This is a genomic window from Butyrivibrio sp. VCD2006, from assembly GCF_000423925.1.
In the GTDB taxonomy this organism is placed as follows: domain Bacteria; phylum Bacillota; class Clostridia; order Lachnospirales; family Lachnospiraceae; genus Butyrivibrio.
This window is the reverse complement of the sequence record NZ_AUIX01000039.1, coordinates 36,095-57,789: the sequence shown is the minus strand read 5'-3', so window position 1 is coordinate 57,789 and position 21,695 is coordinate 36,095. Positions and strand designations below refer to the sequence as shown.

General features: G+C 41.4%; 23 protein-coding genes and 4 tRNA genes. 3 read left to right on the top strand and 24 right to left on the bottom strand.

Translation table 11 applies throughout. From position 1 onward, the window contains the following. The 20 genes from G586_RS27515 to G586_RS25095 form a co-directional block, all read right to left on the bottom strand. Positions 1-172, bottom strand: a 172-nt coding sequence (locus G586_RS27515; RefSeq protein ID WP_081674380.1) for a helix-turn-helix domain-containing protein, incomplete at its 3' end; no start/stop codon positions are given. 44 nt (positions 173-216) lie between these two features. Beyond that, positions 217-633, bottom strand: a complete 417-nt coding sequence (gene tnpA, locus G586_RS27510) for an IS200/IS605 family transposase (RefSeq protein ID WP_026528255.1) — start codon at positions 631-633, stop codon at positions 217-219. Between the two features lie 203 nt (positions 634-836). Continuing rightward, the gene (locus tag G586_RS23180; RefSeq protein WP_081674379.1) at positions 837-1,322 is read right to left on the bottom strand and encodes a BRO family protein; all 486 of its coding nucleotides are present in this window, start codon (positions 1,320-1,322) and stop codon (positions 837-839) included. A gap of 733 nt (positions 1,323-2,055) precedes the next feature. Beyond that, positions 2,056-2,139, bottom strand: a tRNA-Leu gene (locus G586_RS0113950). A gap of 250 nt (positions 2,140-2,389) precedes the next feature. Beyond that, a complete protein-coding gene (locus tag G586_RS0113940; protein ID WP_026528253.1) occupies positions 2,390-2,611 on the bottom strand; it encodes a hypothetical protein in 222 nt (73 codons plus the stop codon). A gap of 141 nt (positions 2,612-2,752) precedes the next feature. Then, positions 2,753-3,682 carry a CPBP family intramembrane glutamic endopeptidase gene (locus G586_RS0113935; RefSeq protein WP_026528252.1) on the bottom strand — a complete coding sequence of 310 codons (930 nt, stop codon included), beginning with the start codon at positions 3,680-3,682 and terminating at the stop codon, positions 2,753-2,755. A 62-nt stretch (positions 3,683-3,744) separates the two neighbouring features. Further along, positions 3,745-4,563: a DUF3169 family protein gene (locus G586_RS0113930; RefSeq protein WP_026528251.1), complete on the bottom strand. Its 819-nt coding sequence runs from the start codon at positions 4,561-4,563 to the stop codon at positions 3,745-3,747. Between the two features lie 106 nt (positions 4,564-4,669). Further along, complete coding sequence (locus G586_RS27505; RefSeq protein WP_026528250.1) at positions 4,670-4,873, bottom strand: helix-turn-helix transcriptional regulator; 204 nt, start codon at positions 4,871-4,873, stop codon at positions 4,670-4,672. Positions 4,874-5,060: 187 nt separating this feature from the next. Next, a complete protein-coding gene (locus G586_RS0113920; protein ID WP_035773369.1) occupies positions 5,061-5,618 on the bottom strand; it encodes an alpha/beta family hydrolase in 558 nt (185 codons plus the stop codon). 63 nt (positions 5,619-5,681) lie between these two features. Next, on the bottom strand, positions 5,682-7,106 hold the full coding sequence (locus tag G586_RS0113915; RefSeq protein ID WP_035773368.1) for an MATE family efflux transporter: 1,425 nt from the start codon (positions 7,104-7,106) through the stop codon (positions 5,682-5,684). A 22-nt stretch (positions 7,107-7,128) separates the two neighbouring features. Next, positions 7,129-7,689: a histidine phosphatase family protein gene (locus G586_RS23175; protein WP_051204811.1), complete on the bottom strand. Its 561-nt coding sequence runs from the start codon at positions 7,687-7,689 to the stop codon at positions 7,129-7,131. Positions 7,690-8,034: 345 nt separating this feature from the next. Continuing rightward, complete coding sequence (locus tag G586_RS0113900; protein ID WP_155834179.1) at positions 8,035-8,322, bottom strand: hypothetical protein; 288 nt, start codon at positions 8,320-8,322, stop codon at positions 8,035-8,037. 327 nt (positions 8,323-8,649) lie between these two features. Then, positions 8,650-8,733: transfer RNA gene (locus tag G586_RS0113895), tRNA-Leu, on the bottom strand. A 39-nt stretch (positions 8,734-8,772) separates the two neighbouring features. Beyond that, positions 8,773-8,856 (bottom strand) — tRNA-Leu (locus G586_RS0113890). Positions 8,857-8,902: 46 nt separating this feature from the next. Then, positions 8,903-9,232 (bottom strand): hypothetical protein, encoded by a 330-nt coding sequence (locus G586_RS0113885; RefSeq protein ID WP_026528246.1) that lies wholly within the window; start codon positions 9,230-9,232, stop codon positions 8,903-8,905. 299 nt (positions 9,233-9,531) lie between these two features. After that, entirely contained in the window at positions 9,532-10,350 is an 819-nt protein-coding gene (locus G586_RS0113875; protein WP_026528245.1) for an arginase family protein, read from the bottom strand. A gap of 2 nt (positions 10,351-10,352) precedes the next feature. Beyond that, complete coding sequence (locus G586_RS0113870) at positions 10,353-11,120, bottom strand: adaptor protein MecA (protein ID WP_026528244.1); 768 nt, start codon at positions 11,118-11,120, stop codon at positions 10,353-10,355. A gap of 342 nt (positions 11,121-11,462) precedes the next feature. After that, on the bottom strand, positions 11,463-12,785 hold the full coding sequence (locus G586_RS0113865) for a flagellar hook protein FlgE (RefSeq protein ID WP_026528243.1): 1,323 nt from the start codon (positions 12,783-12,785) through the stop codon (positions 11,463-11,465). A gap of 149 nt (positions 12,786-12,934) precedes the next feature. After that, positions 12,935-13,861, bottom strand: coding sequence for a serine O-acetyltransferase (locus tag G586_RS0113860; protein WP_026528242.1), 927 nt, complete (start codon positions 13,859-13,861; stop codon positions 12,935-12,937). A gap of 32 nt (positions 13,862-13,893) precedes the next feature. Then, positions 13,894-15,195, bottom strand: coding sequence for a CAP domain-containing protein (locus tag G586_RS25095; protein ID WP_051204809.1), 1,302 nt, complete (start codon positions 15,193-15,195; stop codon positions 13,894-13,896). A gap of 182 nt (positions 15,196-15,377) precedes the next feature. On the opposite strand from G586_RS25095, the gene G586_RS0113850 reads away from it, so the two are divergent. Together G586_RS0113850 and G586_RS0113845 are read left to right on the top strand one after the other, a co-directional pair. After that, positions 15,378-15,451: transfer RNA gene (locus G586_RS0113850), tRNA-Pro, on the top strand. A gap of 310 nt (positions 15,452-15,761) precedes the next feature. Continuing rightward, a complete protein-coding gene (locus tag G586_RS0113845; protein ID WP_026528241.1) occupies positions 15,762-18,473 on the top strand; it encodes a translation factor GTPase family protein in 2,712 nt (903 codons plus the stop codon). A 234-nt stretch (positions 18,474-18,707) separates the two neighbouring features. On the opposite strand, the gene G586_RS0113835 is transcribed toward G586_RS0113845, so the two are convergent. From G586_RS0113835 to G586_RS0113820, 4 genes are all read right to left on the bottom strand, one after another. After that, positions 18,708-19,574, bottom strand: a complete 867-nt coding sequence (locus G586_RS0113835; RefSeq protein WP_026528240.1) for a hypothetical protein — start codon at positions 19,572-19,574, stop codon at positions 18,708-18,710. A gap of 151 nt (positions 19,575-19,725) precedes the next feature. After that, complete coding sequence (locus G586_RS0113830) at positions 19,726-19,938, bottom strand: DUF134 domain-containing protein (protein ID WP_026528239.1); 213 nt, start codon at positions 19,936-19,938, stop codon at positions 19,726-19,728. A 185-nt stretch (positions 19,939-20,123) separates the two neighbouring features. Continuing rightward, positions 20,124-20,933 carry a PrsW family glutamic-type intramembrane protease gene (locus G586_RS0113825; protein ID WP_026528238.1) on the bottom strand — a complete coding sequence of 270 codons (810 nt, stop codon included), beginning with the start codon at positions 20,931-20,933 and terminating at the stop codon, positions 20,124-20,126. Then, on the bottom strand, positions 20,930-21,124 hold the full coding sequence (locus G586_RS0113820; protein WP_026528237.1) for a hypothetical protein: 195 nt from the start codon (positions 21,122-21,124) through the stop codon (positions 20,930-20,932). The genes G586_RS0113825 and G586_RS0113820 overlap by 4 nt, the downstream gene beginning before the upstream one ends. A gap of 342 nt (positions 21,125-21,466) precedes the next feature. On the opposite strand from G586_RS0113820, the gene G586_RS0113815 reads away from it, so the two are divergent. Further along, positions 21,467-21,682 (top strand): DUF1858 domain-containing protein, encoded by a 216-nt coding sequence (locus tag G586_RS0113815; protein WP_026528236.1) that lies wholly within the window; start codon positions 21,467-21,469, stop codon positions 21,680-21,682. Positions 21,683-21,695 lie beyond the last annotated feature (13 nt).

The following is a 21,695-nucleotide window of genomic DNA, read 5'->3' as shown; positions in this document are numbered from 1 at the left end:
CATTTAGCATTTCCTCTAATTCAATCACTCTGGCTATTAACCAGATTACATAATCAGGTGTTTTGCGTGTGCCTTGTTCCCATGTTTGTACTGTTCGTACATTAAGATGGAAACGCTTCGCAAACTGACCTTGTGAGAGTCCTGTTTTTTGGCGTAACTCTAAAATTGTCATAAGTATTACCTCTTGAGATTATTATACAACAATGTTGTATAGTATCAAACATTTTTACCCTGATTCTCAATGTAATGTTTTAGAGTATCACTACTGACTTCACCTATGGAACTTATGAAGTAACCATCTGACCAGAATGTTCTTTCTTTCCAAAAACATTTACTCAAGTAAGATGTGTATTTCTTCCAAATATGGAAGGTAGTGTAGGATTTTAGAGTTCTGATATAATCTGACAAATTGATATTTGGAGTTGTTTCTATCATCATATGTAGATGATCCTTATCAGCTTCCATGTAATGTATCTGCACATTATGTTTGTCAGAGATAGTTTTTGCATGTGTCTTCATGTCTGAAGAAATATTATTAGCACTTAGTAAATGTCTACGATATTTACATACTAAAATTAAGTGGTAACGAAGCAGATATTTATTTCGATTTCCATGTTTATATTCTTTATTCATGGAATAGAATTATATCTTTTTTATCTCGCTTAGGCGAGATGTTGATTTAGTAGAACGGCTTTCATCCCATCAGCTAAAGCTAATGGTTTTTCAGCCGAAAGCAATTTTATATAAATATACAACAACAATAATATCACATAGTGCTGTAATGAAGCCTTAGTTTATAGAGGGAATAACAAAAATGCATGCTTCAAAAATAATAATTATTCATTTGTTATTACTCCGGCATCATGCGCAGTTTCAGCCAGCAATTGATTCCATTGCTTTATGTCACCACGTACAACAAGTCGTCTTCTATCCTCATCTAACTGGTTAAAATGATCTGCTACTTCTTGTCTGTAGGTTTGAATTGCAAAATATGTTTGCCCAAGAGCAATAACTTCTTTTCGTGGATCTCCGTTTTGTACAATGAGATAACATGCATAGCGTGATAGCTCATAATCCTTCATAGGTTTAGATGTCGCGCCAGCCTTCACGATTTTGCTGACCTCAGCAAAATCGTCTAAAACACTATGTCCACTGTTCTCGCACGCTATCATAGCTCGACCAATGACCTTATCAAAATTCCTCCATTGAGTATATTCTAATGTAGGGGCTAGTTCCCTTGCATTCCAATATTCCGTCCCATCCTCACGAACATGTTTTATCTCTTCAAATCTTTTATATTCACTTGCTTTTAAGTCTCTCACATCTCCTCCAACATGTTTTCAAGATACCATCTGGAACCTTGAAAGACTTGAATGCGGAATTTAATTCCGCATTCAAGTCTCTCTTCATAACGGCGACCGGGAACGAACTTTTATGGATTCCGCAAATCCGCTGAGAAAGGAGCTTCACCCCCGTCTTTTTCTATGGACCACTTTATACTTCTTGCAACTCCAATAGTCTTTTTTCCTTTTCTTTCAGGAAATCAACAACCTCACCAACTTTTTCGCCTTTGTGGTTTCTCTCATTAGCCCTAAGCCTACCAAAGATAGTATGGATGATCTGGTAGATCTGTTTGATTCAAACTGCCAGGAACCCGCTAAAACACAGGAGGTCTCACCTAGGTCTCACCAAAATGTGGATATTTTTACAAAAAAGAAAGCTCAGAACACTTGATTTCTCAAGCTTTCTGAGCCTTCATTCTAAGTGCGGAAGTTGGGGTGAGGCGGAAATAGAAAAAGGCGCTGGGTGTCCGGGGGACACCCGCTTAGCGCGGACCGAAGTGGAACGGAGACCCGGGGGACCTTTGAGCAGAGCACTTAGCAAGTGCATGCCAAAGGCAAAGCACGAGCTTAGTGCGAGCCATGGGTGAACACTTGACGAGGTTCTTCCGAGTCTAGTGTGAATCCCAGAACCGCTTGCGCAGCAAGCGGGTTCAAGTCCCCTTCCGCCCGAACGCAAAAAAGGAATGACTTTCGTCATTCCTTTTTTGATTCGTGCGGAAGATGGGACTTGAACCCACACGATGTAGCCATCACAAGATCCTTAGTCTTGCTCGTCTGCCAATTCCGACACTTCCGCATTTAGTTGTGTGCCGCTGTTCATCAGCGACAGCTTCTATATAATATCAAATTCACAGAAATAGTCAACACTTTTTTTCAAAAATCGTTAAAAAGTTTATGTTTGCACTTGAAAGCGTTTGCAAATTGGCCGAAAACCCGCTTATTTACTGGCAATCGCTTCAAAAAACTTTTTTCAAAAAAACTCAAAAAAAGAACTGCCAAATCGACAGTTCTTCTCATAAACGATATTAAATTTTTTCCAGATCAGTTCAAACCTCCGCCTTAAGTGGAAGAAGCTGCAAATCCTTCGTCCCAAAATAGAGGCTGTTTCTGATCATGCCAATACGATAAAGGCTGATTATGTAGTAAAGGGATTTTGTGACCTTCGCAAAACCAAATACCTCTACCAGTTCCTCCACAGTCGGCGGATAGCCTTTTCTCCTCGTATAGTTCCCAACAAACTCTGCTATGTATTGATCATTAATCTTCATATCAAGTCTCCTTTAAGAAGTCATGTGACAATCTTACAAGGCAAATGTTTCATTTTTGTGTGTCAAATGTGAAAATTTTATAAACAAGAAAATCCTTGACAGAAGTTTTTTCATGAAAATCACTAAACAAAATTCATAACCTCAGGAAGCACTACTCTCCTCTGTAGCCACGCTGCCGTCACTTCCCGCAAACCAATTTTTCTTTTTGTCCATAATGATCACTAATGCAAAGAATACAATATTTATTATCAGTTCCTGTATCAAATCACTGGTCTTTACCTGCGAAGAAATCGGGTTTGCTCCTATTCCGCTAAGTAAGAATGAAAAGAAATTGTTGACGGTATGTAAAGCGCAGCTGACCTCAAGACCCTTGGTATACTTAACTGCAAATGCAAGTGTAAGTCCTGTAAAGAACACAAAGATTTTTCCCACGGTGTTATATGGATGTACGATTGTAAACAGGATTGTAGAAACCACGATACCGATAATAGGATTTTTCAGCCATGTACTTACAGTCTGACCAATATAGCCTCTGAAAACAAATTCCTCAGCTATACACTGAAAAGGCACAAGAATCACAAATAAGATGAAGCCGGGTATCGTGTATCTGATATTTATGTGGCTAAAGCCACCTTCCATAGCTGCGAAAACAACCTGAGGAATTCCGTTTACAATCAGCGCGATGATGAGGCCCTTCTTGAAAAAGCTGCTATTCCAACCATCTCGCGATGAGATCAAAGTATGGAACGGTCTTTCTTTAGTTATCTTCATGGCCAGAAAGAGTGCAGGAATCATTGCAGCTATTATGCCCATATTTAAAAACACACCAAGAAATGTGTAATTATCCATTGTGTCATAACCGCCCTTAAAAGAAGCGATAATGTCTGTAAAATCATGACCGTTAAGTGCACCTACAAAACCAATAATTGCAGGAACAACTCCCGAAAAGATAAAGAATATTATCACACCAATTATGGCAGTTACTATCGGTTTCCACTTCTTAAAGCCATCAACTCTCCCGGGATATGTAAAATAATCCTGTTTTTCATTTATCAAATTCCCAACAAACATTTTTCTACCCTCCATTATTTTCATTTTGGTCCTATAACCACGTCCACAGGGGACATTGCCAATTACATTGAATACTTACGTGATGCTCTAAGATAAATAACTGTCTGGATAATCCACATAGCTGACACCATTGTTACAGGGAGTATTCCACTCTTAAAGATAAGGTCAGCCATCACTGCCAATATCCAAGCTACAGCGTAGATATATGATGAGTACTTAAATGCATCGTAGGATGCCTTATAGACGATCATTTTTTCTGCTTCATCGCAGCTGTCGAACCACTTTTCCTGGAACTTAATATCAAGGATATTACCGCGTTTCTCAGGATTAAGCTTCTTCTCGAGTGAGAGGCACTTACCCTGAAGGATCATCTCCCCTATAAATGAAAAGAGCAGTATTGAAGTTGAAAATGCCACTATGAAAATAAATCTATCTTTATATGCATCGCCAAGACTTAAGTGGCACAGGCTTACACCGAATGCGAAAAAGTTAAACAGCATCATTAAAGTAGATATTGCACCGGGATAAAACAGCTTGCTTTCAACCTCATTGATAAGATCGTCATCCTCGCCATCCCACTTATTTGCAAGCTTTTCAACGTTTCCGTATAAAGCAAAGCCTATAACACCCATGACTATGTTAACTACCAGGGCGATATAGCACATATTCAGTTTTAAAAAGGTTCCGATTCCGGTAAATATACTATGCAGATCTGTTTCATTATTAGCTAAAAAACGTCCCACAAAAAGTCCGCCAACATAGCACACAGCCATAAATGCAATAAATATGATCAATAAAGTTTTGTTTTTCTCCCCTGAACCGGCTCTTGAAGCCTCTAATTTCTCTTTAGCCCTTACTGCGCTGTTTCCATACTCTCCCATTATGTAAATCCTCCGTTGTATTTTTTAATCTGTTTTCCGGACTGCTGACTGTTTTATGCAATCCTCATTAGTATTTTGGGTCTTATACCCCCGTCCCGGGGTCCATTTAGTCTTCTATATATTCAAAGACTTCTTCGACTGTCACTCCGCATTCCTTAGCGATTTTCAAGGCCAGGGTGACTGACGGCGAATAATCTCCGCGCTCGATCTGACTGATCGTCTGCCGGCTGGTTCCAACAAGAGCCCCCATCTCCTGCTGATTGACCCCCAGTCTTGCCCTTAGTTCCTTGAGGTGGTTTTCAAGTGGCATGATTCCCTCCTTCTCATTTACTATGCGCATAGTTATCTGATTATCGATATGTATTTTCGGTTTTACGTATATCTCCTCGTTGACAAGATCTCCTTGCAACTTGACAAGATATCTTTTCATATTGACAACTATCCTTGTCATCAATTGGATAAACTTATTATATGAATGACAAGTATAGTTGTCAACATCAATTTATAAAAATCTTTGTCTTTTTCATTACATCATGGATAATATTGAGATTTTCGATGGTATCATCGGTTTCAAGAGAATGATTTGCATCATCATAGACATGGATTGGAATATCATTATTCCTGGCAAGAGCTATCACCTCAGGAACGTTGCTCCAGGGATCAGAAGTGCCAATGAATGATATAACTTCCGTATTACATACATTTGAAAAAGTCGGAGCAAGGGGAGTATAGAGAATCTGCCTTGCGTTATCGAGGTGCATTTTAGACGCATAGGTCATGGCAATAACAGTCCCTATGCTCTTTGAAATAAAGAGGATATCGTCGTATTCCTCCCATTTTATATCCTTAAGGGAGTTTTCTGCCTGGGCATAGAGCTCCTCAAACGCCTTCTTCATCTTCTCTTTGTCGCCCCTGATTTTATTCTGAGTACTGGTGTATTCGATTTTTATCTGTTCCTCGTAGCCCGCCTCTGTAGCCAGCTTCCTCGCATAATAAAGAAGCGGCTTGTCCGCATGGTATCCAATTCCCGGGAATATTACAGCAAGTTTTTTCATGTGTTTATACCTCGCATGCTCATCTATTTTGTCAAAGCCATTTTTCTATACTTAGCAAAGATATCAATCAACGGTGCATTCTTTTACTTGCCGAATTTCCCTGAAATACGTCACAATAATAATCAGATCCGCAAGAATCCAAGCGCTGATTTCGCCATAATATATACCGCTGCAGCCGATGAAGCTGGTGAGCACAAGTGCACATAGCACTCTCATTATCACCTGTCCAAAACTTGAGATCATCGGAACTACTGTATTTCCAAGTCCCTGAAGCGATGCTCTCATAATGTAGAGCATGTACAAAAGCGGGTAAAAGATGCCAAGGACAAGTAAGTAGTCCTGTCCATATCTGAAAATATCTTCAGAGGCTGTCGCAGCATCCATAAACAGTGACATAGCAGCTTTTCCAAAGGCGATCATGATAAATGAGCACAAAAGCGCTGTTACGACGCCCATAGCAAGGCTTATCCTCACTCCGCTTCGAATCCTGTCAAGCTTTCCTGCGCCATAATTCTGCGACACATAAGCAACAACTACCATTCCGTAAGACGATGCCGCAATCTCCAGAAGGGCATAGACTTTTCCTGCAATCATGTATCCCGTAAAAAAAGTGATGTCGTATCGGTTAACACATCTAATGACAATAAGGCCTCCAATTGCTGTTATAACGCTCTGTAGCGCCATAGGAAGACCTATAGTCATAAGCTCACGGACGATTGCAAGATTCGATGTATGGGACATTTCTGAATGCCTTAATTTATCGCTATTGTCAGCATCATTATCTTCCCCGGCACTTATGCCGTTTCCAGAAGCAATCTCCGCTTTAGCACTCCTTCTTGCATCAAACACATGATATCCGCAGATCACCATTACAAGCGCTTCAGACAGTACGGTTCCAAGCGCAGCTCCTGCGATTCCCATTTTCATAACACATATAAAAAGCAGGTCCAGAAGAATATTGCAGATGGATGAAATCGTCATCGCCATAAGATGAATACGGCTGTTTCCGCGGCTCCTTAATACAGCTGCGAAAAACTGATAAAACACAAGGAACGGAATCCCTGCAAAAATCACATTCACATAAGTTATTGCAAAATCAAAGGCCTCTGCCTTGGTTCCTATTATCTGCAGCAGTAAACCTGAAACTGACAAAAGCACCGCCGCAAACAAAATTGAAATAACAAAACACAATAGTCTTGCTTTTTTATAGTAGATATCAAAAGCCCTCTCGTCCTTTTCTCCGAATTTCCTGCCAAGAATAACAGAAAATCCCTGAATCAGGCCTATCAAAAACCCATTGACCAGAAAAATCAGCCAGTCCGTTTCGCCTATCGAGGCAAGCTCCAGCGACCCTATTTTTTTACCAATGATGATACTATCCACCGTAGTGTATAACTGCTGAAAAACATTTCCCATCATCATAGAAACTGCAAATGAGAAAATAAGATTAAACGGATTCCCCCTCGTCAAATCTTTGTCTTTATTCAAACCCCAAATCTCCTCGTTAATTCTAGAACAAATTATAAAGCGATAGCTCCTGGCCATCCTTCCTTTCACAGCACATAACGTTCCCCTGGATGATCGGAACATCCTTGTTGCCGTAGGCTATCCTGCCATCTGACAGCACATATTTAACCGCCGGCAATAATGCCCCATGAGCCACAATGAGAATTCGTTCATCCTCATCAAAATTGTACTTAGCAAGTCCTCTTCCGGCCCTGTCGCAAACCTCTGAAATCTTCTCTGTCTGATATTTAGGATCATCCATGTCCCGATTGGGATCCCATGGCTTCCCCTCTAGCAGCCCAAAATTCCTCTCAGTAAAATCATTTTCAATAATTATTTCCTTGTCAAAGCCGATCTTATCTACAATTATCTGCGCACTCTCATATGCCCTGACAAGCGGGCTTGAGATAACCCTGTCGAAATGCAGATCCGCTGCCGCCATTTTCTCTGCCAGCTCAGTTATCTGTCTTCTCCCCTCATCATTCAAAGGAACATCCGTCTGTCCCTGAAGCCTCTCTTCTTTGTTCCAGTCTGTCTGGCCATGCCTTACCAGATAGAATTTCATCTTCAAGCTCTCCTTTTTTCACAGATATTACCCATTATATATAAAAAGCAGTTTACCTGCAAAATTTCTGCTATAAATGAACTCGAATAGTCATTTTCTGCATTTTCCAACATATAAAGCATTTAAACCATGTGTTCCAATATTTTGTTTTTTATGTCACCAATTAACAATTCTTGCATTCAGAATTAATTTATGCTGTTCTAACGGAGTTTAATTCTGATTCCTCGAATGAATTCCATCATTCGAATTTTTCAGGTAAAATGAAAAAGCCTCCCAGCATTCTCGTACAATGTAGAATGCCGGGAGGCTTTATTTTGTAACTGCCCTTTGCACCTTTTCTTTTGATTACGCACTTACTTCCTCTGTTATAGGCTGCATCGGGATGGGCTCTTTATTTGAAATAAGCTCCATTCCTTCACGGGCACTTCTTACTGCAAAAGAAGATGTATACCCTTTATCCTTCGCAATAGCTCTTACCCTTTTAGCTGTCGTTTTAACATCCTTCGCATCACATACTACTGATGGATACTGCCCTCCCTTCTCGCAGACAAAACCTTCTGCAAGAAGTATTTTAAGAAAATCGTCCTTTGTCATATCTCTCCTTGTTGCGGGATTCAAATCTTTTTCTGTCACACATCCCGTATTTCATGCTATGCTGCCCCATTTAAGAGGCAAACTTTCTGTATTGTACAACAATGAATCTCAAGATTCAACAGTAAGTCACGGGGAAGACATGGGGCGGCTCCTCGGTACGAACAAAAAGACCAGGTAATTCAACCTGGTCTTTTGTTCGTGCGGAAGATGGGGTGAGGCGGATTAAGAAAAAGGTCCGGGGGACCTTTTTCCCGCCGAACCGACCGACGAAGCAGTTTTGCTGCGAGGAGACCTTGAACCCTGGGTTCAAGGGGCTCCTCGGCACACATAAAAAAGGTATGACATTCGCCATACCTTTTTTATGCGTGCGGAAGAAGGGACTTGAACCCTCACGATGTAGCCATCACAAGATCCTTAGTCTTGCTCGTCTGCCAATTCCGACACTTCCGCATATACATATTAAGTTCTGTTGCAATAGCTATGAACTAATGCAGGAAAAGGGACTTGAACCCTCATGATATTGCTATCACACGGACCTGAACCGTGCGCGTCTGCCAATTCCGCCATTCCTGCCAGCAACAATAGATATTGTATCCACTAGAAGGTAGTTTGTCAACAATCACTTGTATAAAATATCCGAAGCTTTAAAAAGATCGTTGTAAAGCTTGTATTTCTGGGAATATTGGATGATCACCAGAATAAACACCAAAAGCGTTGCCAGACATACAAACAGCATAGGGGTTGAAGGATAGGATAAAAGTCCCACCATGGCCACAACAAATGCCAAAATTACAGCTCCTATTATTATGACTCTCCTCAAAAGCTCCTGCTGGATTGCCTCGATAAGAATCGTTATCTCTTTTTTCTCAGTAAGCATTTCCTCATCAGATAAAAGATCCAACTCCAGTTTTTCAACCCTCTTGATTCTGTCCCGAATTCTCTTTTCCATACTCTTTCTCCTTAAATGCATCCCCACGGAGTGCTTTCATTTATAAAAACTTAGAATTTCTTATAAACAAAAAGACAGCCGGCAGTATAGATTGCCGGCTGCCATACATATTATTATAGCAACTTTTACATTTATTTAAAGAACTTCATGTCCTCACTCAGTTTTTGTGCAATACCCTTAAGTGAATCCGCAGAGCCTGAAAGTGTTGTAACAGTAGCTGAAAGTTCCTGCATGGAAGCACCTGTTTCCTCCGAAGAAGCTGCATTCTCCTTTATTAACGATAAAAAAAATATAAAGTTTCAAGAAAAAACAGAAAGGATACAATCATTTATCCTGTTACCGGCCTCAAATCCAAGAGAGCCAAAGGCTTCCGGGGCATCAACATCGCACTCTCCACATACATCGACCGCCAGGATATTGTCACCATAATATTCTTTAATAAAAATCAGAGCATCCTTTAGCTCCTCAAGGCTCATATCACCCTGATCCCAGTTTGTCAGAAGTTCATCCCTTGAAAGCACATCCTTATCCACCGAAATGTAAACCTTTTTTGCAGCATCCTTCCCGGCTTTTTGAAGTTCCTCCTTAAGAGCTGAAAAATCCTCAAAATAGAATACCCTGTCTCTTACCTCAGGATTATCCTGATAGGCTTCCTCCATGAGCTTACTATCTGCTCCAACAATGTACACATTAGAAATCCCCGGAATATCCTTAAGTGCGCGAAGCACCCAGCATCCGCAGGAAAGTATCTCTCCAAAGGAGGTCCACTTCATGTCGGGATGGTGATCAAAAACGATGAGGTCAAAGCCACCGCTCTCACCGGTACCATCTACCCTGTCCTTTTCACAAAGGTCCTCCATCAGGATTCTGGACATATAGTGATAATTGCCATTGTCAAAAAAACGAATCGCAGGCTCTTTTCCAATAGTCCATTCACCCTCTGATTCACAGGCCTTAATCCTGCCTCTTATCTCCTCAAAGGCATAGTCATCACATATGCAGTTGGTTCCGCTTATATCCTTCAAGGAGCAAAAAAGAGAACGAGCGCCCTCTTTTTTATAAAAGTCAAAGCTCTCGTTCTCATAGATTCCCGTAAAATCGTATACTGTCACATTCATGGTTATTTAGCGATCATTTCCTTTAAGTGAAGGAGTGCATCCTCCTTGATTATACATTTAGCTGTTTCTTCAATGTGTGTCTGCTCGGGGGAATTCATCATAAGCTCCTCGGCATATTCCAGTCCGCATCTTCTAAGGTCATAAACAGTATTCTCAGTATCAGGCTCAAGTACAAGTGTCAGATAATACTCCTCATTTTCCTTATAAAGCTTCGATGCTGTGATAGGAAGGCTGAATGAAACCTTGGCAAATCTTGCCGCGGAATTCAAATCCTTAAACCTGGCCATGTACTTCTCTGTATTAACTATCGGTTTAGCCATCGCCTCGATCTGAGGATCCTGCTCTTCATCCTGGTCATATATCTGCTCTATAAGCTCTGAAACATGTCCGATCATCTCATTGAGAGCCTGTCCCTTGTCGTATCCTGTCTTAGCCTTGATGGAATCAACTCTCTCCTGAGTCATCTCTCTTAAAATCGCCTCAGCCGATCCGCGTATTCTGTCGGCAGATTTCTGAATATCTTCATTGGACATCTTGATCGCAAAGATTCGAACACTGCCGTCAACCATCATGTTCTTACTCATCATGAGTACTTCTGTCTCGGGATTAAATCCTAGCTGCTCGCCAACTTCCCTGTTTAGCTGCGCCATAAACGGAACGGATCTCTTCTCTCCATTCATGATTGCTTCAGGGGTGAGGCCGATTTCACGAAGTTCTGATGCAGCGATGCTGCACTCTACAGTCGTATTATTCATTTTAACGATTACCATATAGCCTCATCTCCTTTCCCTACGAAAAATGAATTGCTATGTTAAAAGATTGTATCACACGTTATTAGCACTGTCTAGTACTGAGTGCTAATTGTCGCAAAATTCATCTTCTTCACTATTATTGTACTATATATTTCGGTTCAAAGCACTAATTTTATTACATAATTCTTGAACGAATATTTGGAAAAATGGTAGACGCTATTTGATTTTCACAGGATAAAATACCGCTCGGGAATAATCGTTATACAAAATAATTATTTTAACTCAATAAGAAATACCCGTGATAAGGTTCCCTATTTTCCTCTTATCACGGGTATTATCTAAGCACTATTGTATAAAAAGTTATCTCTTAAGTTGTCTCAGCTCATCAAGAAGAGTATCGGAAACTGTGATAACTCGGCTGTTAGCCTGGAAACCACGCTGAGTAATAATCATATCCGTGAACTCTCCGGACAGATCCACGTTACTCATTTCCAGTGTTCCTGAGCTGATGTAGCCTCCGTCATCCTCAACGTACATCATCTGTGCAGGTCCAGAGTTCGATGTTACTGCGTAGAGATTCTGACCTTCTTTGTTAAGTCCTGTTACATTGGCAAACTCTGCAACAACGATTTTTCCTGCAAATCTGTTCTGACCGTTACTGTAAAGTCTGGTGATAGTACCGTCTCTGCCAATTGCAACGCCGTTCATATCGCCCTCAGGGTAACCTTCGCCATTGCCTTCCATATCGCCTCTGTATGCAGCAAGTGCTGAGGTTGATGCTCCGTTTAGCGGTGCATAATTGGTGGTACCCGAGAAATCAAGTGAGAATCCACCGGCCACAGCAGCATCTCCCTCAAAGGTGAGATCATAGATACCATTAGCATTCCCGTTCGCTGAAACGAATTTTCCGTTTGTAACATCATAGGTCAGGTTGACAACTGTATCTTCAGGCACACCGCCTTCGATAAAGTTATGATTCTGATCCATGATTCCGGTGATCTTAGCCTGATATGTTGTGGGGTTATCATCTCCCGCATCAGTAAAGGCAAGTCTTACGGTATAGGTTTTCCCATCAGTTCCATAGAACTCAAGATCGACCTTTCTTCCGGCATCGGAGCTAAGAAGGCTGTCTGTCTTACTGATATTTCCGGTGATTCTGGCGTAGGTTGTAGCTTCGCCGGCCATCTTTTCCATATTGCCTTCATCATCGATGGGAAGTACCTGGATTCTTGATGTTCCGGCTGCTTCTCCGCCCTCGGCAATTGATCCTCTGACATAGTAACCGTCAGATCTTGTTACCAAATATCCTTCAGCGTCCACTGTAAATGAACCATCTCTTGTATAGTTCATCTCTCCGCGCTCATTTTCTATTACAAAAAATGAATCTCCGGTGATACTTAGATCCAATGCGTAATCCGTCTGCTGGATAGAGCCCTGCTTAGCTATGTTGGTCATTATAGACGATGTCTTGGCACCAAGTCCGACCTGCTTTGCATTTGTTCCGCCTCTGACATTTGAAGGCGGAGCTGCCCTTCTCGCATTCTGATATAAAAGGTCACCGAAGGTTGTCTTCTGAGCTTTGTATGAAGTGGTATTAACGTTGGCTACGTTGTTACCGATTACGTCCATTTGTATCTGATGTGTCTTAAGTCCGGCAACTCCGGACCACAATGATCTCATCATAATCTCACCGCTTTCATATAAACAGAATTACGCAATCTTTACCTACATCATCTATTTCGGACAACCTGATGAGATTCTTTAGATAAAAAAAGAAACTTCTCACACATTATGAAAATATCATTAGCGTGAGAAGTTTATTTGTTAAAAGATCAAAAATCGCTTCGTCCACCGGTATTGATCTGAAGCTCCTGATTTTTAATGCTTACTCTTGTTCCGGGTGCAATGGAGGATGTGAGGAAGGCATTGGATCCCACAACTGAATCATGGCCTATAACTGTCTCTCCACCAAGTATTGACGCTCCGGCATAAATTGTGACATTGTCCTCGATGGTGGGGTGTCTCTTTGCTCCCTTAAGGGCCTGTCCGCCTCTTGTTGAAAGCGCACCTATGGTAACACCCTGATAAACCTTAACATGTTCACCGATGATAGTCGTCTCACCAATAACTATGCCAGTTCCATGATCTATCATGAAATATTTTCCAATGGTAGCACCGGGATGTATATCAATTCCGGTGACAGAGTGTGCATACTCAGTCATTATTCTGGGAATAAGCGGCACCTTAAGAAGATACAGCTCATGAGCCATTCTGTTTATGGCTGTCGCACGAAGTCCCGGATAAGAAAGAATTATTTCCTCTTTGCTGAATGCTGCAGGGTCTCCGTCGAAGGTTGCCTGAAGGTCCGTATCTATCAGGGCTCTGATCTCAGGTATCTTTTTGAAAAACTCATGCGTGATGCATCTTGCCCCGCATGTCAGAGTTTCGTCAGATGCATTTTCATAGCCGCCACCATGCCTGAAGGCTATTGCCACCTGCTTCTGAAGATTGTAAATCGCATCCTCAATTATTACCGCAACTCTGTTGGCATCGTTATAGCTTCTGAAGGTTTTGTCCCTGAAATAACCGGGGTAAAGCACTTTCGTCAGCTTTTTTACAATATCAATAACCACATCCCTGTCGGGCTGGTTATAAATGTCCATCTGGTCGACATCTCTGCCTTTGTTATAATCATCAATTATGAGGTTTACTATCCCCTCAATCTCAGTCTTAAGATTCTGGCGCTCTCCGATATCCATCTTTAAATCTCCTATTCCTTCACATTGTAAGATCAATTAGTCTTGACCATTTTCACTTCTGATTTTTTTCCGTATATTTTGTCGTCATGGGCGGTTCTAAACGGAATAATATAATAATAGTATTTCTTTTTCCGTGAAAGCTTTTTATCCATATATTCAAGCTTATACTGATTATTGATAGTAGCTATCTTCTTATAGCCGCCCTTTTTCTTATTCGATCTGTATATCTCATAGCCAGAGGCACCGATCGCCTTGTTGTAGACAAGCTTCACCTTCCGCTGTCCTGCCACAGCATCAACAAAGGATGTCTTCCTCGGGGCATAGTCCTTTACCTTGGCACCAAGCTCCTTAAGGGTCTTCTTATAAGTTGCAAGGTCATCCGAAGCCACATACATTGTGACTTTTTTCGTAGTGCTTATTGTCTTGGAATAATCGGAATCATCCTCAGTATTTGCAAAAAGCTGAACCCAGTAATGAACTCCGTTTATCTTGGCGTGTCCTATCGCACATACATTGTAATTGGTGCTTAGCATGTTTCTGCGATGGCCCTGTCCTGCGTATTTTTCATTTGTTTCTTTAAAGGCTTCAAAGGCAGCCTTAGCCGTCTTGTACCCATAAGCGATATTCTCGCCTGCATATGTATACTTGTAACCCGCCTCGGAAAACGCACTAAAACAATCCGTTCCGCAGGGTCTCTCATGGCTGAACTTGAGCGCTATCTCAGCAACCCTGGTCATTGCTATTTTTTCCAGTTTGTAGTCGTAGGCCAGCTTAGTAAGTCCCTGGATGCTAATCTGCTGAGTATTGGTCGCATTCCACTCCCATGCCTCATTTGAAAGCCTGAAGTCATTGATCATCTTCTGCATGTTCCTGGCTGATTTCTGGGCATATTTTACTTTGACATTAACCTTTGACACAGGAAATCTTGTCACAGTCTTAGGAGCAGAATCCTCAGAAACAATAGTACCATCATAGGCGCGGACCATATATGTGTAAATGCCGCCTTCCTTCATGGCATCCTCATCAATAAAGGAAAGAGTCTCCTTGGGAAGATCTGCGATCTGCTCCCAGGGTGCGGATGACTTAAGTCTTCTGAAAAGAAGATAGCCGTTTGCCCCTTCCGCTTCCTTCCAGGTCACAAGAAGGCCTTTATAATCATTACTAACTTCTGAAATAACAGGCTTAGGAATCACCTTATCCACTGTTACCTTAACTGTATCATCAGCTCTTACAGTTAGTGCAAAAGAATCTGTCATACCAGTAGATAATGTAAGTGTTGCCACAAGAATAGCTGAAAACAGACGACATCGTCTGCCTAAAAATTCTTTTTTCATACTCATCTCCCCAAAATATATTAAAGTTAATTATACGTGCATGGGCAAATATATGCCACAAAAATATGTGGTACAAACCGCGAAAACATCACATTGTTTTATATTTTTTTACAGACATCAAAAATTTTTTTAAAAAAGTTGTTGCTTTTGTTTCCGTACCATGTTATTATACCACTTGTCGCCGGGGTGTAGCGCAGTTGGTTAGCGCGCTATCTTAGGGAGGTAGAGGCCGCGAGTTCGAGTCCCGCCACTCCGACTACTAAGGAACTGTAAGAGATTGCAGTTCCTTTTTTGTGTCTGTTTCTGGTAATATTACCAAAACTCCCATGCCCGAAAGGTAACTAAGCCTCGGTCTCTTCCGGATATATTCAAAGGCCTTTGTCTCTAGGGCACCGGATAGGCTTACTTCTTACTTTCTATGCCGAAATAGAACAAATTCCCGTTTTGACATTTAAGAAATCCTATTCCTTACTCCTATTTCATTGTATAATTAAACAACATTGTGCAAAATCTTTAGATTGGAATTTTCAGAGTAAGTACGCTACTTTCTGAATCATTTATATATCATGGACAAAAAACATTTAAACATTGGAATATACGCTCACGTTGATGCAGGAAAGACAACGCTTTCCGAGGCATTACTTTTCCTTTCGGGAGCCATAAGGAAATCCGGCAGAGTTGATCACGGAGATACTTTTTTTGACACCTATTCACTGGAAAGAAGCCGCGGAATAACTATCTTTTCCAAGCAGGCTGAGCTGGATTTTTCAGAGAATACTCATGTAACTCTTCTGGACACTCCGGGACACGCTGACTTTGCGCCGGAGACTGAGCGTACCATGAAGGTTCTTGACGTTGCAGTTCTTGTGATAAGCGCCGCAGATGGAGTCACATCACAGGTTCAGACCCTGTTTGGACTCTTGTCCCACTACGAGGTACCTGTCGTTATATTCGTAAACAAGATGGATCAGACAGGAGCTGATAAGGAAGCTGTTCTTGCAGACATTAAAAAGAGGCTTTCACCTCACTCAATAGATTTTTCATCAATTATAAAAGATCAGAGTGTTTCCGAAGCTGCACTATCGGATGATGCTTTTCAGGAGGAGATCGCTGTGTGCGACGATGCGCTTCTTAATGCATACCTTGAAGAGGGCACTCCTGTTTCTTTAGAGGATATATCTAAGCTTTTTACAGATAGAAAGGTATTTCCCTGTCTTTTTGGAAGCGCGCTCAAAATGGAGGGCATTCATGAGCTTATGGGATTTGTGGATATTTTTGCAAAGACTCCATCCTACCCTTCTGAATTTGCTGCAAGAGTTTACAAGATTTCAAGAGACTCAAGCGGCACAAGGCTCACCTGGGTAAAGATCATGGGCGGAACTCTTCACGTAAGAGACATCCTAAAGATGCCCGACATGTCAAAGGGTGCCGCAGCAGGCACCATGAATGATGAAAAGGTCGATCAGATACGTGTCTATTTTGGCGAAAAATATGAGCTTCTTCAGGAAGCAGAAGCCGGCAGAATAGTTGCCATAACCGGCTTGAATTCATCACATGCAGGTCAGGGACTTGGTAGTCTTGAGGGTGATGTAACTGAGATTTTACAGCCCATCCTTTCTTCGAGGATAATTCTTCCCGAGGGCGCAGATGCCTTCAAGGTATACGGTCAGCTATCGGAATTATCAGAGGAAGAACCGCTTTTATCCGTATCAAAGGATGATGATACCGGAGAAATTTCTGTACAGGTTATGGGACAGGTCCAGATGGAGGTGTTAAAGCACCTCTGCCTTGAGCGCTTTGGACTTGATATTGCCTTTGGTCCCGGCAGCATAGTTTACAGAGAAACAATAAAATCAACAGTCGAGGGTGTCGGACATTTTGAGCCACTAAGACACTATGCGGAGGTACATCTTCTGCTAACTCCCACAGAACCCGGAAGCGGTCTGTCATTTGATGCGGACTGTCCCGTTGATGATCTTGCGATCAATTGGCAAAACCTGATTCTCTCACACCTCGAGGAATTTAAAATCCGCGGTGTCCTCACAGGATCAGAAATCACAGATATGAAAATCACCGTTATTGGCGGAAGATCCCACCTTAAGCACACTGAGGGCGGTGATTTCAGAGAAGCCACCATGAGAGCTGTAAGGCAGGGTCTTATGATGGCTGAGAGCATTTTGCTTGAGCCCGTTTTCAATTTTGTCATAGAGCTGCCTTCCGAAAATCTGGGAAGAGCGCTTAGCGATATTCAGAAAATGAATGGTACCACCAATCCTCCTGATATGTTGCCTGACGGAGGTGCGGTTTTAACGGGTTCTGTTCCCGCCTCGGAGCTGTCAGATTATGCCAGTGAGCTTTTGTCATACACTCACGGACAGGGCAGGATAAATCTGTCACTTAGGGGTTATGAGCCCTGCCATAACGCAGAGGCTGTCATAGAGGAAAAGGGTTACGATCCCGAGCGTGATATCAAGCAGCCAACAGGAAGTGTATTCTGCTCCCATGGCGCGGGAACGCTTATTTCCTGGAATGAAGTAAGAAATCATATGCATGTGGAAACAGGGTGGACTCCTGATGGTGATCAGCGTAGCGACGCGGCTGAGACAGATCTTTCAAGGCTTGGCGAATCCCTTCAGAGCTTTAGGTCAGAGGATGTGCGCAAGGAAGCTGAGCTTACCTATGAAGAGCGCACCAGAGCCTACAACGCGACCATGCAGGAGCTTGACAGTATTTTTGAGAAGACCTATGGACCTGTTAAGCCTCGCTACGATGCCAAGGCTGATGAGGAAAGAAAAAGACTTGCAGCAAACAAAGCACCCGCAAAGAAATATCGTGCGCCGAAGGAGTACTCTCCTTCCGACTCATATCTCCTTGTGGATGGATACAATATCATCTATTCAAATGACGAGCTGCGCTCTCTCGCAGAGCATGATATGAAATCTGCAAGAGACAAGCTCATGGATATTCTGGTGAATTTCCAAGGCTATAGAAGTGAGATTGTAATACTGGTATTTGACGCCTACAGAGTTCCCGGCGGTACCGAGCATGCCATCAAGTACCATAATCTCGACGTGGTTTTCACGAAAGAAGCCGAGACCGCGGATCAGTATATTGAGCGCACCGCTCATGAATACAGTAAGAAAAATCGTGTCACTGTCGCTACTTCCGACGCCATTGAGCAGGTAATTATCTATGGCTCCGGAGCAACAAGAATGTCTGCTAACGATTTTTGGTATGAAGTCAGAAGGACAGAGGAAGAAATAAGAGAGTACTTATAAAAGTTTCCCCTCATCCGCCCTACGGGCACCTTCCCCCCAAGGGGAAGGCATAAGTAAAAACACCTTACTATCGGAAATGTATGAGCTTTTCTCCCAAAAGAAAAAAGCCTTACCCCAAGGGGAAGGCATAAATAGAAACACCTTACTATCGGAAATGTATGAGCTTTTCTTCCAAAAGAAAAAAGCCTTCCCCCTGGGGGGAAGGTGCCCGTAGGGCGGATGAGGGGCCTTAGATTACTCCAAGTCTTCCTCTTCTACTCTTGTGAAGGTAACCCAGTGGCCATCTCCTAATTCAACCTGAAGGTTATCGCCTTCAACGATGAATTCATTTCTGTCAGTCCATGTAGGATTGAGATAAAGCTCGTGGCTGCCCCAATGGATATCTATATCATCCTGGAAGCTCATTTTTCCAGTGTGATCAGGATTAAGTGTGATTGTATTTGTAATAAGCTGCATCTGTCCATCTATCACGTCATCGTAGTGATACTCATAGGTTCCTGCATAGTTAGCAAACTGTGTCTGCGGATTGAAGTTGTCGAATTTTACTGCATTGAGCACATATGAAAGGTTATCGCTTACGTACATATCCATTTCTTCATTGTTTCCAACTGTCTCATAGGACTCAACAAGGAAAACCTTTCCGTTATACTCTGCTGCATCGAACATCTGATACACCGGCACTTCACCTGCTGCAGGAAGCAGTCTTCTTGTATATGACCAGTTATCTCCGTTGAAGAAGCCTTCACTTTCAATAGTCTGACCGGGATTCCAGTCAGCTGTCTTTTCGTTAAGAACCTCTCTGGGAGTTTTTCCGCTTACTACACTAAGTCCAACATAGCAGGTTCCGGCACATTCACCTGTGTAAACAAAGTATGCTCCGTCTCTTGTCTCATTTACTTCAATGACATTCTTATCATACTGTGTCTTCCAGCCATCATGGCTTACATATGCTGCATAAACAGGTGCCTTTTGATCATCTATATTAAAAGCCTTATCGGCATTATTTTTATCCCCTGCATAAACTGCTATAGAAGTTGAGAACATCATTGCAAGTGCAACACAGCTAATCATAACTTTTTCTTTAAAATTCTTTGTCATCATTTTTTCCTCCGCCCTCATGGCTATTTGTTTTCGTTTTTTATCTTACGTATTGCATCTTATCAGCATTTCTATCACAGATTTATCACACGCTAATATTTAAGCCTTTCAATATTCACTTTAACGGGATTTGCCCAGCTTCCTCCTTGCATTTTCATACATGGCTGTCACTGTAGTTCTGGCGACCCCCCATCCTCTGTGCACATTCTTCCTGAGTTAGATTCTCATAGTCCAAAAGCCTTAGAGTCTCATATTCATCAAGAGATATCATTATTGTTTCCATTACATCTTTTTCCGCGTCTTCAGGAATAAAACTGTAATAATCCGGAAAGCGACATATTTTCCTGCACTTAGGTGTCCTGGGCATAGTTATCCTCCACAAATAAAAATTGACATATGTCAGATTAAACACAATATTTATTCCGACATATGTCAATTTACTTTTATATGATTATTTTTTTTTTAGAAAGACATATTTAAAAGCAATATCCATCTACAAGGATGCTATGCAGTAGTTATAAGCGGAGATTTTTTCATAAATTCAATATATTTTTAAGCATTGGTATTCTCCTGATCTATACTGTTTGCAGCTATGAAGGAAAGTGCTACAAGATTTGCGGCATTTTTCTTAAGTCGTCTGAATATGTAGAACTGGAAAAAGAATATCGGAACTACTATGATCAATACCATACCAGCACCAATATATGTTGTTCTTTGTATTTCCTCTGTTATAGTCTCTACATTATCCCCGGCATGTATGAGCATGTTTGCTGCAAAAAAATCAAAAACAGTATGACAAAATACAGGGACAAAATATGCAAGGAGGTATTCTTTTACTACAGACCCTCTGCCTGTTACTTTGTTATATCTGGCAAGACCAAGATGCCTTCCCATGGCAAGCCCAAGCATCATATGCACTGTCATATTTGGCAGCCTCATAAAAAGTCCTGCGAGACCGCTACTATATACAAAATCTTCTATAAGCGTAAATCCGAATCCTACAGCCCCTGCTATCAGCATATATTCATATACATTTCTCCATTTTTTTCTATAAATGCCTAATACAATAAGTGTAATGATTAATTTTGCTAATTCTTCATTCAGCGCTGCTGAAAAAAGCGCATGGTTGAAACTGGCAAGTAATGCAGGTCCATCTGTAGGTACAAACCCGGTTACAGCCCTGAATACAAGACCGATTATTAAGAAAAAGATAAATGAAAGCGGCACAGATAAAAGTCCAAGTAATACCGGTAGCAAAGCCTGTCCTCTTGAGATTCTGTAGTCTCCTTCCCAGGCAATCATATTCTTATAAAGAATACCCAAAACAATCAAACATAGAACAAAACTGATAATCGATATCATATTTTACCTCCTCCAGACACAGATGTCACAGTGGTACCTAATCCTGACATTTCTCTTGCATAACCAGGTATAACGTTTGAAAGCGGTTTATCAATCAGGCTTGCACCAATAGATGAAAAAAACATAACAAAGATTATAAGAACAAAATATCCGATAATTGAATGATCTAAAATGGTATGTTTTCTAGTCATTGGTCGATTCCTCCTGTAATAAACATTACGCCAGAAGTTATAAATACTATATTTTAATTGTATTAGATATCGACTGATTAAGTCCACTTTGCAAGATGAATTTAGACTTTTTTCAGAAAAACTTTATATTGTATTTCGTTTTTTCTTGGGCTTCCGTTCAATACTACAGCCTTCATAAATAATTGTCTCCTTGTCTTTTAATCTGCAATAACTACTTGTAAACAATTCATTTTCTTGCTACAATGCAGTAGTCTAAATGTCAGTTTTTTGCTAAATAACGAGCCTGGCTCGATGCAAATTATTTCAGATGATAATGTTAAGCTATTTAAGGAGGAAAAAATAATGAGCGATCAGATTATCAATTCAGATATGCTTGTAGGCGATATCATTTCAAAGCATCCTCTCGCAGCACAGTTCCTTATGGAGTGCGGCATGGGTTGCATCCACTGCCCTGCATCACAGATGGAATCACTTTCAGATGCATGTGCAGTTCACGGCATCGATGGTGATGAGATTACAGATGCACTCAACGACTACCTCGCTGAGCACAACGCATAAATTGCGCTAATAA